The 14577-nt window shown below is 65.4% G+C and carries 14 protein-coding genes; 9 read left to right on the top strand and 5 right to left on the bottom strand.

The annotated features are described in order from the left end of the window. Positions 1–51: 51 nt before the first annotated feature. The 5 genes from AC6R19_RS05565 to AC6R19_RS05545 all read left to right on the top strand — a co-directional run bounded on the left by AC6R19_RS05565 (position 52) and on the right by AC6R19_RS05545 (position 4686). Positions 52–1284, top strand: a complete 1233-nt coding sequence (locus tag AC6R19_RS05565) for a UbiH/UbiF/VisC/COQ6 family ubiquinone biosynthesis hydroxylase (protein ID WP_500578721.1) — start codon at positions 52–54, stop codon at positions 1282–1284. A gap of 196 nt (positions 1285–1480) precedes the next feature. Further along, positions 1481–2512: a rhomboid family intramembrane serine protease gene (locus tag AC6R19_RS05560; protein WP_500578720.1), complete on the top strand. Its 1032-nt coding sequence runs from the start codon at positions 1481–1483 to the stop codon at positions 2510–2512. Further along, positions 2509–3636, top strand: coding sequence for a CNNM domain-containing protein (locus AC6R19_RS05555; protein WP_500578719.1), 1128 nt, complete (start codon positions 2509–2511; stop codon positions 3634–3636). Before AC6R19_RS05560 ends, AC6R19_RS05555 begins: the two co-directional genes overlap by 4 nt. A gap of 79 nt (positions 3637–3715) precedes the next feature. Then, positions 3716–4018, top strand: a complete 303-nt coding sequence (locus AC6R19_RS05550) for a hypothetical protein (RefSeq protein WP_500578718.1) — start codon at positions 3716–3718, stop codon at positions 4016–4018. Positions 4019–4119: 101 nt separating this feature from the next. Beyond that, a complete protein-coding gene (locus AC6R19_RS05545) occupies positions 4120–4686 on the top strand; it encodes a CBS domain-containing protein (RefSeq protein ID WP_500578717.1) in 567 nt (188 codons plus the stop codon). Between the two features lie 216 nt (positions 4687–4902). Here the strand turns inward: AC6R19_RS05545 and AC6R19_RS05540 are convergent, their stop codons facing one another. Continuing rightward, a complete protein-coding gene (locus AC6R19_RS05540; RefSeq protein WP_500578716.1) occupies positions 4903–5610 on the bottom strand; it encodes a 2OG-Fe(II) oxygenase in 708 nt (235 codons plus the stop codon). Between the two features lie 258 nt (positions 5611–5868). Between AC6R19_RS05540 and gcvT the strand changes: the two genes are divergently transcribed. Next, the gene (gcvT, locus tag AC6R19_RS05535) at positions 5869–6957 is read left to right on the top strand and encodes a glycine cleavage system aminomethyltransferase GcvT (RefSeq protein ID WP_500578715.1); all 1089 of its coding nucleotides are present in this window, start codon (positions 5869–5871) and stop codon (positions 6955–6957) included. A 100-nt stretch (positions 6958–7057) separates the two neighbouring features. Then, positions 7058–7444, top strand: a complete 387-nt coding sequence (gcvH, locus tag AC6R19_RS05530; protein WP_500578714.1) for a glycine cleavage system protein GcvH — start codon at positions 7058–7060, stop codon at positions 7442–7444. Between the two features lie 116 nt (positions 7445–7560). Here gcvH and ptsP read toward each other — a convergent pair whose 3' ends face one another. Both ptsP and AC6R19_RS05520 read right to left on the bottom strand, forming a co-directional pair. Beyond that, the gene (gene ptsP, locus AC6R19_RS05525; RefSeq protein ID WP_500578713.1) at positions 7561–9825 is read right to left on the bottom strand and encodes a phosphoenolpyruvate--protein phosphotransferase; all 2265 of its coding nucleotides are present in this window, start codon (positions 9823–9825) and stop codon (positions 7561–7563) included. 252 nt (positions 9826–10077) lie between these two features. Further along, a complete protein-coding gene (locus AC6R19_RS05520) occupies positions 10078–10581 on the bottom strand; it encodes an RNA pyrophosphohydrolase (RefSeq protein WP_500578809.1) in 504 nt (167 codons plus the stop codon). A 308-nt stretch (positions 10582–10889) separates the two neighbouring features. Between AC6R19_RS05520 and AC6R19_RS05515 the strand changes: the two genes are divergently transcribed. Together AC6R19_RS05515 and AC6R19_RS05510 are read left to right on the top strand one after the other, a co-directional pair. Then, positions 10890–11555 carry a histidinol-phosphatase gene (locus AC6R19_RS05515; protein WP_500578712.1) on the top strand — a complete coding sequence of 222 codons (666 nt, stop codon included), beginning with the start codon at positions 10890–10892 and terminating at the stop codon, positions 11553–11555. A 47-nt stretch (positions 11556–11602) separates the two neighbouring features. Then, entirely contained in the window at positions 11603–12772 is a 1170-nt protein-coding gene (locus AC6R19_RS05510) for an imelysin family protein (protein WP_500578711.1), read from the top strand. A 127-nt stretch (positions 12773–12899) separates the two neighbouring features. Here AC6R19_RS05510 and AC6R19_RS05505 read toward each other — a convergent pair whose 3' ends face one another. Together AC6R19_RS05505 and AC6R19_RS05500 are read right to left on the bottom strand one after the other, a co-directional pair. Beyond that, positions 12900–13883 (bottom strand): GlxA family transcriptional regulator, encoded by a 984-nt coding sequence (locus AC6R19_RS05505; RefSeq protein ID WP_500578710.1) that lies wholly within the window; start codon positions 13881–13883, stop codon positions 12900–12902. Then, complete coding sequence (locus tag AC6R19_RS05500) at positions 13837–14388, bottom strand: isochorismatase family protein (RefSeq protein ID WP_500578709.1); 552 nt, start codon at positions 14386–14388, stop codon at positions 13837–13839. The genes AC6R19_RS05505 and AC6R19_RS05500 overlap by 47 nt, the downstream gene beginning before the upstream one ends. Positions 14389–14577: the final 189 nt, after the last annotated feature.

Below are 14577 nucleotides of genomic sequence, written 5' to 3'. Positions count from 1 at the left end.
TTGTGTCCTGCCGGCATCGCGCCGGTGGGGACACAACAACAGAGACACCCTATGAACAGACAACGCCTGGATATCGCGATCGTCGGCGCCGGCATGGTGGGCATGGCCCAGGCCGCACTGCTGGCGGTGCGCCACCCGCAGTTGCAGGTGGCCCTGCTGGAGGCGGCCGCCGAGGTGCCGCAGGTGCCCGCCGACCGTTACGACGCGCGCGTCGTCGCCCTGACCCAGGCTTCCCGCGAGCTGCTGGAAGAGACGGGTGCCTGGGAGGAGATCGGCGACCGCGCCTGTCCCTACACCGAGATGCGCGTCTGGGATGCGGAGGGCACCGGTTCCGTCTGCTTCAACAGCCGCGATGTGCAGCTGCCGAACCTGGGCCATATCGTCGAGAACAGCGTGGTGGTGAGGGCGCTGCGCGCCCGCCTCGAGGCACTGCCGAACGTGGAGCTGGTCAATGGCTTTCGCCTGGAGAGCTGGTGGCGCGACTGCGGCCTCTGGCACCTGCAGCCGCGCAGCGATCGCATCAACGTGATCGAGGGTCTGGAGGAAAACGGCGAGATAGTGCGCACGCGCCTGCTGGTCGGCGCCGACGGCGCCCGCTCCCGGGTGCGAGACCTGCTGCGCATCCGCTCCCAGGACACCGACTACCACCAGACGGCGCTGGTGTGCGTGGCCCGCTGCGAGAAATCCCACCGCCACACCGCCTCGCAACGCTTCCTGAAAACCGGTCCGCTGGCCTTCCTGCCCCTGGCCGGGCTCGGCGACGAGAACCACTGCGCGGTGGTCTGGTCCGCGGACGAGGAATTGGCGCGGGAGCTGGTGATGCTGGACGACGCCGCTTTTGCGCTGAACCTGGAGAAAGCCTTCGAGAGCAGCCTCGGCAGGGTGGAATCGGTCAGTGAGCGTTTTTCATTCCCGCTGCGCGCGCGCCACGCGGAATCCTACTATGGTCCGGGTGCGGTGCTGGTCGGCGACGCCGCCCACAGCATTCACCCGCTGGCGGGCCAGGGGGTGAACCTGGGCCTGCAGGATGTGCGCGTGCTGAGCGATGAGATAGGCCGCGCCCTGAAGCGCGGCCTGGAACCGGCGGACCCCTCGGTGCTGGCCCGCTACCAGCGCCGCCGCCGCGGCGACAACGCCGCGACCCTGAAGGCCATGAGCACCTTCAAGTCCCTGTTCGGCGCCGGCGACCTGCACTGGCGCTGGTTGCGCAATACGGGACTGAGCGTGGTGGACGCCAGCCCGTTGCTGAAGAAGCGTATTATTCTACGGGCCATGGCGGTGTAGGCTGGTCGGGACTCGGGACTCGGGACTCGGGACTCGGGACTCGGGACTCGGGACTCGGGACTCGGGACTCGGGACTCGGGCGGTGCGCGCGGCGCACCCTACGCTGCTTCGGAACCCGAAAGAATAGCTCCCCTCTCCCGCTTGCGGGAGAGGGGGCGTCATGGTCCCGCACCACCGCTGATGAAAGGCCCAAACCTTGAGCCACTGGATTCCCATCTACCAATTTCCTCTGGATAAAGACCTTACCGAGCTGGCGCAGTTTATCCGCCGTTGCCGGCTGCCGCTGCGCATTGCCGAGGAGAACAATCAGCAGGTTCTCGCGACTCCGGATCCGCAGCTGGGCGAGTTTCTGGTGCCATTGCTCACGCGCTGGGAAGCCGGTGAGATAGATCTTGCCAGGGTGCATCTGCAGCCGGTTGAGGCGGAAGAACCGAAAAATAGTGAGAGCACTGCGGAGCCGGCAAAAAGTGCAGCCGGGAAAGACAGCGAAGAGCGCGATGAAAAAGAAGCCGAAGAGGGAACAAAATTATCGCCGCTGCCCAGCTGGCCCCTGCAGAAAACGCCCCTGAGCCTGGTGCTGATCGCGCTCTGTTTTATCGGCTGGTTCCTGCTGCGCAACAACCTGGCGGAGACGCTGCTGATCTATCCCGATCGCGGTGGCGGTTTCCAACTGGACACTGTTTCCCGGGCTCTGGGCAGTATTCCCCGGGCTCTGGGCAGTTCCACCCTCGCCCAACACTGGGCGCACGGGGAGTACTGGCGCCTGTGGACACCGGCCATAGTGCACTTTTCCCTGCCCCACGCGCTCTTCAATGCGCTGGGCATCTGGATACTCGGGCGGCCCTTGGAGGCGCGCGCGGGCACCCTGGCAATTGCGCTGCTGGTATTTGTCAGTGCGGCCGTTGCCAATCTCGCGCAGTACTTGTGGTCGCCGCAAACCCTTTTTGGCGGCATGTCCGGCGTGGTCTACGCGCTGGTGGGGGCCGTTTTCGTGTTGCAGCGTTGGCAGCCGGGTTGGCGTGATGTGCCCGCCGGCCTGGTCCCGTTGGCGCTGGGCTGGTTGCTATTGTGTGCCACCGGCCTGGTGACTTATGTTATCGGCACCGGTATTGCCAACGCCGCGCATATCGGCGGATTTATTTGCGGACTGTTGATGGCACTGATTTACTGCCTGGCCGGCGGAGCCCGCAACTTTACCAATCAGCGGCCAGGGCCTGATTCTCCATGATCCTGCTTATTGTCTATGTCCTGATAGCGCTGGGCTTTTCCTTCCTTTGCTCCATCGCCGAGTCGGTTATCCTCAGCGTCACCAAACCCTATATCAGTTTGCTCGAGCGGGAAGGGCGCAGTTCCGGTGCCGTACTGCGCAAACTGAAGGATGATATCAATGCGCCACTGGCTGCGATACTGACACTCAATACCGTCGCTCACACCGTGGGCGCGGCCGGCGCCGGTGCCCAGGCTGCAATCGTGTTCGGCAATCAGTATCTTGGGGCGATCTCCGCGGTGCTGACGCTGCTGATACTGGTGTTTTCCGAAATCATTCCGAAAACCCTCGGCGCCTTTTACTGGCGCCAGCTGGCGCCGGTCACGGGCTATGTCGTGCGCTTCATGGTGTGGGTGCTCTACCCCTTCGTGAAGATGTCCGAGTGGCTGACCCGCGGCCTGTCCCACGGCCCGATGCTGACCGGCTTCAGCCGCGACGAGTTTGCGGTGATGGCGGAACTCGGCGAGGCGGAGGGGCAATTGGAGCGGCGCGAGTCGAGCATCCTGCGCAACCTGTTTTTTACCCTGCGCGACCACTCGGTGCGCGAGGTGATGACGCCGCGCACCGTGGTCTATTCCCTGTCCCAGGACTCGACGGTGGGCGAGTCTTACGAGGATGTGGAAAAGAGCCGCTTTTCCCGCATCCCGGTGTACGAGCGCGGGGACCCGGACTGCGTGGTGGGTTTCGCGCTCAAGCAGGAACTGCTGCTGGCCTTTGCCAGGGGAGAGAGGGACAGGAAGCTGGCGGAGTTCCGCCGCGATATGCTGATGCTGCCGGAGACCGCCACCATCTATCAGGTATTCCAGAAGATGCTCGCCCGCCGGGTGCAGATCGCCGCAGTGGTGGACGAGTACGGCAGCCTCGAGGGCCTGGTGACCCTGGAGGATCTGCTGGAGACCCTGCTCGGTGAGGAGATAGTCGACGAGGCGGACAAGACGCCGGACCGCCAGGAGCTGGCCAAGCGTTTGTGGCGGCTGCGTTCCAAGCGCCACGGATTGAGGGTGGACGAAGCCGCGCAACAGGAGCATGATGCAAAGGAGACGGGCGAGGATGTCGACAGCGAGCAGCGCCGCTCCGGCAGTTGAAACTCGTACCTTGACAGGACACATGGGAACCCCGCCCCGATCAATCGGTCTCAGAGTCAAGCGGTTTTCTGGAATTGGCATGGTGCGAACCGGGATTTTCTTTTTAGTTCTCCAGTCCCTGCTGCTGTGCGCAGCAGTGCAGGCTGAGCCCGGTGCGACGAACGTTTCTCACGTCGACTTCGCAGTCGCCTTCCAACCCGCGGACGCCGGAAACGGTGTGTTTGCGGACGATTCCGTGGACGAGGAGGATGCGCAAAAGCCCGCTGACTCCGCGATCCGCCTGTTTGCGGCGACCGCATCCAACCTCTTCCCCATCCGGCATGTGCCGCAGACGCCCCGCCGCGAAGGCCACGGTATCCGCGCTCCCCCTCTCCTGGCATAACTCCACTTTTATTTTTCTGTTTTTCGTCATTGCACCCCGAGTGCAGTGGCCTCCGATTTGCCTGCGCGCCCGCGGGGCGCGCTTCACTGTGAGTTATCGCCATGAAAAACCTGAATTTTTTGCAGCTGCAGGATTTCGACAGGCTCGTTTTCCCGGAGGAATTCAGTGAGCTGACCCTGGATTCCCCCGCTCTCAGTGTTGTCACCGATTTCAAGAGCCACCACCCGGCCCTGCTGACTCCGGCGGTATCCGCCATGCAGGCCGCGCAGATAATGCACGCCGGTCACCTGAATGCATTGCTGGTGCTCGATCGGGAGGGGGTATTTACCGGCCTGCTGACGGAGGAGGACATCAGCTACCAGCGGGTGATGCAGCGGGTGGCCGCCGGCGTGTCGCGCCAGGAATTGACCGTCGGCGATCTGATGCGCTCGCGCGGTGAGTTGAAAATACTGAGCTACCAGCAGGTGGAGAAAAGCAGTATCCGCGAGGTGCTGGAGGCCATGCGCCGCCACGGCCAGCGGGACTGCCTGCTGGTGGACCTGCACAACCACCACCTGCGTGGATTGATCAGCGCCTCGGATGTGGGCCGGCGCCTGCATGTGGACATCGATATCGATTCGGTGCCGACATTCGCCGATATCCAGCGCGCGGTGGCGTCGGCGCATTGAGTGGAACCGGGCGAGAACGCCCCTGAGCTGGAGGCTCCGATCGGCCCTGCTGCCGGTGGCCGCCCGGGAAAAAGCCTCATCGGTCTGTTTACCAGCCACAGGCGTTTTCCCGGGCGGCCACCGGCAACAGGACCTTACATTGTGCCGGCAGAAGGCTTGTTGCCCGCTGACTTGCTACGTTCAAACGGGCGATGGACGGCAACGGCCATCGCCGTTCTATTTGGCCGGGTCGATACTGTCGCCGAGACTGTTATTGACCCTGAACCAGCCGGTGACGCTGTAGCGCGGCCGGTTGACTGTCAGTACCTCGTGGGGGAATTCCTCGCTGAGGAAGATCACCATCTGCCCGAAGCGCGGCGCCACTTTCAGGAAGGGTTCCGCTGTCGGCACACCTTCAATTTCCGGCGGGTAGACCGCCAGCTCACCGCCGTCCCGCGGCTGCCAGTTGGGCGTCAGGTAGAGCACGGTGCTGAGCACCCGGTTGGTGCTGCCCTTGAAGGCGTCCAGGTGTTTTTTGTAGAAGGTGCCGCGGTCGTAGTAGGCGTAGTGACACTCGTAGTCGAACAGCCCCAGGAACAGGCGGCGGTTCAGGCCCAGGCGCAGGCTCTCCATCCAGTTCAGGTAGGAGGCCACCGCGGGATTGGCGTTGTCCAGCCAGAAGATCTCGTCGCCGCGCACGAAACGGTTCAACTGGTGATCCTCCTCGCGGCCGATACCGGCGCGCTTGAAACGCTCGCGGTCAATGGATCTGAAATGCCGCAGCAGTCCCCCCAGTATCGCCGGCGACAGTGGTGCCGGCAGCACTATATAGCCGTCCTTGCGCAGGGCCGTGGCGATCAGGTCCATGGGGTCGCCGTCGCGGGGGCCCGAATAACGGAGGGAAGAGTGGCGGACCTCCGGAGTGGCGGAAACTGCAATGTTCAATAGGGGAATCTCTGCCTGCGGCGCTGTGCCGCCTGTGGGGAATCGCTCTTATACAGGCAAATTCCCCCTCCGCAAAGCCATTTCATATCGCCCGCTGTCGTATATTGAGTCCTGGCGGAATCTTTGGCGGCGACCGCGGCCGAATGCAGGTTTTAGTCCCGGCGCCTGCTAGGCTTGCAGCATGGCGCCGTCTGGTAACGCCGGTGGCGCAACCGCTAGAATACGCGGCTTTCTTGGCTGGCAGATTGAGAACAAAAGATGGGAAACAGAACGCCTCTGTATGACACACATGTCGCCATGGGCGGCAAGATGGTGGACTTCGGCGGATGGGACATGCCGCTGCACTACGGCTCACAGCTGGAGGAGCACAACAAGGTGCGCACCGATGCCGGCATGTTCGATGTCTCCCATATGACCGTGGTCGATGTCGACGGCGACGGCGCCCGTGACTACCTGCGCTTCCTGCTCGCCAACGATGTGGCCAAGCTGGACGGCAATCCGGGCAAGGCCCTCTATACCGGCATGCTGAACGACCAGGGCGGTGTGATCGACGACCTGATCGTCTACCTGGTGGATTCCGGCTACCGCGTGGTGGTCAACTGCGCTACTCGCGAGAAGGACCTGGGGTGGATGAACAAACAGGCGCAGGCCTTCGACGTGACCCTGACCGAGAGGCCCGAGCTGGCCATGGTGGCCATCCAGGGCCCCAATGCGATCGACAAGGTCAAGCAGGTCATGGGCCTCGAGTGGATCGCCGCCATCGACAGCCTCAAGGTGTTCCAGAGCGTGGCCCGCGGCAGCTGGTTCGTGGCCCGCACCGGCTACACCGGCGAGGACGGCCTGGAGATCATGCTGTCCGGCGAGGATGCCCCCGGATTCTGGCGCGCCCTGGCCGACGCCGGTGTGGCTCCCTGCGGCCTGGGCGCCCGCGACACCCTGCGCCTGGAAGCGGGCATGAACCTCTACGGCCACGAGATGGACGAGGACACCTCGCCGCTGGTCGCCAACATGGCCTGGACCATTGCCTGGGAGCCGGAGGATCGCGAATTTATCGGCCGCGCGGCGCTGGAGCGGGAAAAGGCCGGCGGCGTGAAGGAAAAGCTGGTCGGCCTGGTGTTGGAAGAGCGCGGTGTGCTGCGCGCAGAGCAGCCGGTGGTAGTGGACGGTGCCGACGAGCGCGGTATCATCACCAGCGGCACCTTTTCCCCCACCCTGGGCTACTCTATTGCGCTGGCGCGGGTGCCGGTCACCGTCGGTGACACCGCCCAGGTGGAGATGCGCAAGAAGCTGGTGCCGGTGAAGGTGGTGAAACCCTGCTTCGTGCGCAACGGCAAATCCGTGATTTGACCGGTCGCCACCGAGCTATCCCCGGGCCGCGCGTTACCCCTGTCGGCCCAGCCCCGGATTCGAAACTTGAATTAAAAATACACAATCGAGGGATCACAGAATGAGCGAGATTCGCAGCGAACTGAAATACCTGTCCAGCCACGAGTGGGCGCGGCTGGAAGAGGACGGCACCGTCACCGTCGGCATCAGCGACCACGCCCAGGACGCGCTGGGTGATGTGGTTTACGTGGAGACCCCGGAAGTGGGCACCACCCTGGCGGCCGGCGACGAGGCCGGCGTGGTGGAATCCGTGAAGGCGGCCAGCGACATCTACTCCCCGGTATCCGGCGAGGTGATCGCGGTCAACGAGGCCCTGGAAGACGCCCCGGAAACCGTCAACGCCTCCCCCTACGACGACGGCTGGTTCTTCCGCGTCAAACCCAGCGATGCGAGCGAGCTGGACAAGCTGCTCGACGCGGATGCCTACCGGGCCGAGTCCGAGGAGTGATTCATTAATGCGGAATGCGGAATGGTGAATGCGGAGTAAAAACGCATATCATCATTCCGCATTCCGCATTCCGCATTCCGCATTCCGCATTCCGCATTCCGCATTCCGCATTCCCGTCACTGCCCCGCCGCCGGCTGCAACAGCGCCTTGAGCCCTATCTCCTTCAGGTAGGCCCGCACCGTCTCCTCTATTTCCTCAGCGCAGTGCATGGCCATTACCCGCTGCAGCAGTTTGTCCGCATCCACTTTGCGCACCGCGCGCAGGGCCGCCTTGACCCTCGGCAGGTTGGTGGCGTTCATCGACAGTACGTCGTAGCCCATGGCCACCAGCAGCAGGGCGCCGCCCGGGTCGCCGGCCAGTTCGCCGCAGATGCCCACCTTGGTGTTGGCGGCGTGGCCGGCATCCACCACCTGCTGCAGGGCGCACAGTACCGCCGGGTGCAGCGCGTGGTAGATATTGGCCACGCGGCTGTTGTTGCGGTCCACCGCCAGCAGGTACTGGGTCAGGTCGTTGCTGCCCACAGAGATGAAGTCCGCGCGCTCGGCGAGTTCGCGGGCCTGGTAAACCGCGGACGGCACCTCGATCATGATGCCCAGCGGCGGCATGGCGATGCCGTAGCCCTCCTCCAGCAGTTCCCGGTGGGCGCGCTCCACCAGCTTGCGCGCCGCCTCCAGTTCGCCGACCCCGGTGATCATCGGCAGCATGATGCGCAGGTTGTCCAGGCCGACGCTGGCTTTCATCATCGCCCGCACCTGGGCGAGGAATATCTCCGGGTGGTCAAGGGTGACGCGGATGCCGCGCCAGCCGAGGAAGGGGTTGGTCTCGTCGATAGGGAAGTAGGCCAGCGCCTTGTCGCCGCCGATATCCAGGGTGCGCATGGTCACCGGGCGGGGGGCGAAGGCCTGCAGCTGTTCGCGGTAGATCTCGCGCTGCTCCTCCTCCGACGGGAAACGGTCGCGCAGCAGGAAGGGCACCTCGGTGCGGTAGAGACCGACCCCCTCGGCGCCGCGCTCCAGGGAGCGCACCACGTCCGCCATCAGGCCGGTGTTGACCCACAGGCGCACCCGGTGGCCGTCGGCGGTCTCCGCCGGCAGGCTCGCCAGGTGGTCGAGGTTGCGCGCCAGTTCGCGCTCTTCTTCGACAATGCTGTCGTAGCGGCGCCTGAGCTCCGCGCCCGGGTGCACGTGCAGTTCGCCGCGGTAGCCGTCCACCACTATCTCGGCGCCGTCAATCTGTTCGTAGGGCAGGTCCTGAACGCCCATCACCGCCGGCAGGCCCATGGCGCGGGCAATAATGGCCACATGGCTGTTGGCGGAACCCTTCACGGAGACCAGGCCGATCAGCTTCTCCCGTGGCACCTCCGCCAGCACGGCGGCAGTGACCTCCTCGCCGATCAGTATGGTGTTGTCCCCGTAGTCGCGCCGGCTCTGCTGCTGGCTGCGCAGGTGCGCCAGCACCCGCGCGCCCAGGTCGCGCACATCGGCGGCGCGGTCGCGGAAGTAGGAGTCGGACATGGCCTCGAAGCGGCGCACATGCTCCAGCATCACCTCGGCCCAGGCGCGAGGGGCGCTGACCTGCTGGCGGATGCGGTCGCAGACCTCCACCGCCAGTGAGCTGTCGTCGAGCATGCTGATGTAGGCGTCGAAGAGGGCGCGCTCCTCGCGGTTCAGCTGGTCCTTGAGGCCCTCGCCCACTGCGCGTATCTCCTCGCGGGCGTTGGCCAGGGCCCGGTGGAACAGCTCCAGTTCGGCGTCCACGTCGATGCAGCAGGAGTAGGGCACGGTGGCCAGGTTCGCCGCCGGCGCGACTATATGCACGCGGCCTATGGCCACGCCGGGGGAGGCGGCGATACCGTTGAACTTGGCTTCGCGCCGCTGCTGGCCGATAGCGGCCAGGGCGCCGGTGGCCTCGGCGTGGGCGATGACCCCGGCCAGTTGCGCGGCCAGGGTGACCAGGAAGGCCTCCTCGCCCTCGTCGAAACGGCGCTTCTCCGCCTGCTGCACGACCAGCACGCCGAGCACTTCCCGGTGGTGGATGATGGGGGTGCCGAGGAAGGCGGAAAAGCGCTCCTCACCGGTGGCTGGGAAGTACTGGTAGGCGGGGTGGGCCTCGGCCTGCTCCAGGTTGATGGGCTCCTCGCGGGTCACCACATTGCCCACCAGGCCTTCGCCGGGGGCCAGGTGCACCTGGCCGACCGCATCGGGGTTGAGGCCGCGGGTGGCCATCAGCACATAGTTGCCGGACTGCTTGTCGCGCAGGTACACGGAGCAGACGCGGGTATGCATGACCTCGCGCACCCGGTGCACGATGATATCCAGCACCGCGGGCAGGTCCCGGGCCGCGTTGACTTCCTGAACAATACTGCGCAGAGATCCGAGCAAAGGCCTGTCCTCGCCTTCCGGTGGATTTGAATTTTAGCTGCCGCTGTAGCTACGCGCCCCCCTGTTGCCAGTAAGAGAGGCCTCGGCGGCCCTGCTGCCGGTGGCCATTCGGGAAAAAGCCTCATCGGCAAACATTTCCCAAATGGCCACGGGCATCAGGGCCTAAGCATCGGGCTCTGGTATTCTTTTCCGAGTCCCGAAGTGAGTAGTTACGCGCCGCTTTGGGCAAAGCCGTCCCCGCCGGCCACGAGGTCACTCGTGTTCTTGCAGCCAGCGTCTCTCCAATTGTATTTGCTGCGGGGCCAGTTCGGTCAGAGCGCGCCGGTACACCTCGCGCTTGAAGGTCACCACCTTGCTGAGCGGGTGCCAGTAGCTGACCCAGCGCCAGTGGTCGAACTCCGGCTTGTAGCCGTTATTGAAGCTGATCGTGCTCTCCGGCGCTTCCAGCTTGAGCAGGTACCACTTCTGCTTCTGGCCGATACAGAGGGGCTCAGAGCGCTTGCGCACAAGCCGCTGGGGCAGGCGGTAGCGCAGCCAGCCGCGGGTGCAGGCGATCATGCTGACCTGGTCGCGGGTCAGGCCTATCTCCTCATAGAGCTCGCGATAGAGCGCCTGCTCCGGCGTCTCGCCCGGATTGATGCCGCCCTGGGGAAACTGCCAGGCGTCCTTGCCGCCCACCCGCCTTGCCCACAGCGCCTGGCCGCGGGCGTTCAGCACAATGATGCCGACATTGGGGCGAAAGCCCTCGGCGTCGATGTTGCTGCTGTTGTCGTTGCCGCGCCCGCGGCTTTTCCTGCTGCTGCCGGGGTTGTCGGTGCGGTTGGACTGCTTGGCGGATCTGCGGCGGTTCTTGCGCCCGGCCTGCGCCGGTTTTCCGTCGCCCAAAATACCGTCCTCGAATCTGTTGCGCGCAGCAAATTGCTGCGCAGGCTTGTTTCGCATTGTTCCACAGCGGGGGTATTACGGCAATTCGGTGAAATGGTCGCTGTGAAGCGGGTCCCGGCGGGGTAAAATTGTCCGCCGGCGTGGCGCCGGAATATCTATAGTGGAAGAAGGGGTTTGCGGTGCACCTGGCAATATTCGATCTCGACAACACCCTGATCGGCGGCGACAGCGACCACGCCTGGGGCGAGTTCCTGGTGGAGCGGGAACACGTGGACGGTGAGCGCTACCGCTCCGCAAACGACCGCTTCTACCAGGACTATCAGCGTGGCGAGTTGGATATCTTTGCCTACCTGGAGTTTGCCCTGGAGCCGCTGGCCCAGCTGTCCCGCGGCCAGCTCAACAACCTGCAGCGGGAGTTCATGCAGGAGGTGATCAGCGAAATCTGGCTTCCGCGGGCGGAAGAGTTAATTGGTCGGCATCGCCGCCAGGGCCACCGTATTATGATCATCACCGCCACCAACCGCTTCGTGGTGGAGCCCATAGCCGCGCGCCTGGGGGTGGACACCCTGTTGGCCACGGAACCCGAGGAACGGGAGGGCAGGTTTACCGGCCGGGTGGTGGGCGAGCCCTGCTACCAGGGCGGCAAGGTGGTGCGCCTGCGCCAGTGGCTGGCGCACAACCCGGAGTACGCCTCTGCCGAGAAGTGGTTCTACAGCGACTCGATCAACGACCTGCCCCTGCTGCAGGAGGTGGAGCACCCGGTGGCAGTGGATCCGGACACGCGCCTGCGCACCGAGGCGGAGAACCGCGGCTGGCCGGTCATCAGTCTGCGCGATAGCGAATGATTTTGTCATGAGATGAATTTTTGGGCTTTTTCTTTATGAGCGGAAAGATGTTAGGGCGCGGAAAACTGGTACTGCTGATCGCGCTGCTGGCGGCACTCGCGGCCTGTGAATCCCGGCGTGAGGCGCCGGCGGAGGTGGAGCGGGAGCCGGCTGCGCAGGCTTTCAACGTGCAGGCGGCGGAGGAGCTGTCGCAGGCCGTCTGGCAGGCCGGACAGGCGCAGCTGGCCGACGCCCAGGCCGCGGTGGAGGCCCTGGAGCGCGCGGTGGCGACCCTGCTGGAGCAGCCCAGTGAGGATCACCTGGAGGCGGCCAAGCTGGCCTGGCTGGATGCGCACCGCGAAATGGCCGCGGCCCTGCCCTATATCCAGTTGGCCTTCGCACCGGCACAGCTCCAAAGCCAGGGGCGTTCACTGCTGCTGGCCCTGGACAGCTGGCCGGTACAGCCCGGCTACCTGGACACTGTGCCCGGCTACTCCGACAGCGGCATAGTCAACGACACCGCCATAGAGCTGACCCTGGCCAACCTGCGCAAGCAGCACCGGCTGACCGCCCACGAGGAGGCCAGCACCGGCTTCCACGCGATGGAGATCATGCTCTGGGGGCCCACCAGCGAGCGCACGGCGGAACAGTTCGAGGCGGTCAGCGAGGGCGAGAAGCCGGAGGCGCTGGCAGCCAACCGGCGCCGCGAGTTGACCCGCCTGATCGGCCGCGGCATGGCGGAGGACCTGGACGGCCTGGTCCGCCGCTGGCCCACCTCCGCCAACGACCTGTCGCGCCACTACCTGGCCCTGGGTCCCGCCGCGCGCCTGCAGCAGATACGCGCCGCCCACACCCGGGTGGTGGACGAGGAGTTGCTGCGGCGCCTGCCAGAGAGTTCCGAGAGCGACGTGGAGAGCGGCCGCGCGGCGGATTCCAAGCAGGCGCTGCTGGCGATGCTGCGCACCCTCCAGGCCAATTGGGTGCCCGCCGAGGGCGCCGGCCTGGCGGAGCTGCTGCTGGATCGCCACCAGGCCAGCGCCCTGGAGCAGACCTTCGCCCAGCTCGAGGAGCTGCTGCTGAAGATGGAGGATCCGGTGGAACTGGCGGAGCTGGCGCAACTGGCGAAGGCGCGCCAGATGCTGGAGCAATTGGCCGGGCTGATGTCGGGCACCACCAGCGTTCCGGTGGCCGAGGAGGAGATGACACCGGTCAGCCTGCCGTCCACGGAGCTTCCCTAGCCGCGATGGGTGGGGTGGGCGTACTGCCCGCCGCACCTCCACCACCTGCACCCAATAGGACTCATACCAGCGGGCGCGCCCCAGCTCCTGGGCCAGGGAGTGCTCGGCGTCGCTGCGCCGCGGCGGTTCAGCGGCGGTCGGCAAAACCGCTCGGCGGCCCACCGTGATACTGGTGCCACAGGCGCCGCAGCTGCCGCGCCGATTCATAACCCACCGCCTCCGCCACCTGGTCCACTGTCCTGTCCCCCTCGCGCAGCAGCTGTTCCGCGTGGGCCAGCCGCACCTGCTGCAGATAGCGCTTCAGTGACAACCCCAACTGCTCCCTGAACAGGCGCGACAGGTGCCGGGGACTCAGGTGTACTTCGCCGGCCAGTGCCTGCACCGTCCAGGGGTGCCCGGGACTCTGCAGTATCCGGTCCTGCAGCTGGTGCAGGCGCTGGTTGGCGTGATTGCGGTGCTGCAGCCTGATATCCAGCTGCGGGTCGCTGCCGCTGCGGCGGTGATAGAGCACCAGGTCGCGGGCCACCGCATTGGCCGCCCCGTAGCCCCAGTGCTTCGCCACCAGATGCAGGCACAAATCCATGCCCGAGGCGATGCCGGCGCTGGTCCACAGGTTGCCGGCGCGGGTAAACAGGCAGTTTTCCTTTACCTGCGCCCGCGGCGCCAGTCTGCGCAGCTCGCCAAGCAGCTGGTGGTGGGTGGTGCAGCTGTGACCGTCGAGCAGGCCGGCGTGCGCGGCCAGCAGGGCGCCGGAGCAGATGCAGGCGGTCAGGTCGGACTGGGGCTGCACCCGCGCCAGCCAGCGCGCCAGTTCCCGGCCGGTGTCGCTGTGCAGCAGCTCGGTGGACCGGTGGCAGCCGATGACCAGCAGCCAGCTGTGTGGCGGCAGCGCCTGCGGCAGTGCCTCCAACTGGTGCAGCGGCAGTCCCTGGGCCGCACACACCTGGCTGGAACCGGAGATATAGTGGGGCCGCGCGGTTCCCAGGCTCGGGTGTGTCAGTACCTGCGCCGGTCCGGCCAGGTCCAGCAGGTGCACTCCGGGCGGCACCAGGAACCACAGGTGCTCAGGTCGTGGCGGCGGCGAAGTCCGCCACTCGGGCAATGCGGGCAAAGCGGTTCTCCAGTACCAGTTCGGTTTTCAGCTTGATGGTGTCGGCATCGAAGACGGCGCCGCTGCCCTGGTGGTGCATGGTGAAGGTGTGGGTGGCGTCGGTGACGAATATCACCTCGAAACCCAGGTCGCTGGCCACGCGGGCGGTGGTCTCGCAGCACTGTTCCGTGCGCAGGCCGGCGATCACCAGCTGCTCTATGCCCCGGTCCCGCAGCCACTGGTGCAGGCCGCTGTCGGTCAGGGCGTTGTGCACCCGCTTGCGGAATTCCGCATCCCCCTCCCGCCTGTCCACGCCCGCCATGGTTTTGACCAGCGGCCCGGCCGGGTCGAAGGGACTGTCGGCGCGCTCGTGCAGTATGTGTACCACCTGCCAGCCCTGCGCGCGGGCGCAACCGATCAGCAGGTTGAGTCGCTCCAGGTAGCTGTCGAAGCCGGTATCGTCCCAGTAGGGCATGTGCCGGAAGGAGTCCTGGACGTCGATGACCAATAGGGCTGTTTGTGCCATTGCTGCTCTCCTGTGTCAATTGAGGACAGGATCGTATCTATCTGTATTGGCGGTGAGAGTGGTGTTAGCGGGCGTGAAGCGGGTATTTCCGGACATGTGCGCCGTGCGCAGACAAAAAAGGCCGCCGGATTGCTCCGGCGGCCTTTTGGGCTGGGCGACACTGGGGCCGCCCCTGGAGTCGGTGGATTG

The sequence above is a fragment of the Microbulbifer sp. SE14 genome (assembly GCF_059834885.1).
The sequence above is the reverse complement of the archived record's forward strand: the minus strand, read 5'-3'. Positions and strand labels throughout refer to the sequence as shown.

Bases quoted from the DNA above. Each gene is read 5' to 3' on its own strand.
- AC6R19_RS05500 (WP_500578709.1), bottom strand. From the start codon at position 14,388: ATGGCACAAACAGCCCTATTGGTCATCGACGTCCAGGACTCCTTCCGG.
- gcvT (WP_500578715.1), top strand. From the start codon at position 5,869: ATGGGAAACAGAACGCCTCTGTATGACACACATGTCGCCATGGGCGGC.
- AC6R19_RS05550 (WP_500578718.1), top strand. From the start codon at position 3,716: ATGGTGCGAACCGGGATTTTCTTTTTAGTTCTCCAGTCCCTGCTGCTG.
- AC6R19_RS05565 (WP_500578721.1), top strand. From the start codon at position 52: ATGAACAGACAACGCCTGGATATCGCGATCGTCGGCGCCGGCATGGTG.
- AC6R19_RS05545 (WP_500578717.1), top strand. From the start codon at position 4,120: ATGAAAAACCTGAATTTTTTGCAGCTGCAGGATTTCGACAGGCTCGTT.
- gcvH (WP_500578714.1), top strand. From the start codon at position 7,058: ATGAGCGAGATTCGCAGCGAACTGAAATACCTGTCCAGCCACGAGTGG.
- AC6R19_RS05510 (WP_500578711.1), top strand. From the start codon at position 11,603: ATGTTAGGGCGCGGAAAACTGGTACTGCTGATCGCGCTGCTGGCGGCA.
- AC6R19_RS05555 (WP_500578719.1), top strand. From the start codon at position 2,509: ATGATCCTGCTTATTGTCTATGTCCTGATAGCGCTGGGCTTTTCCTTC.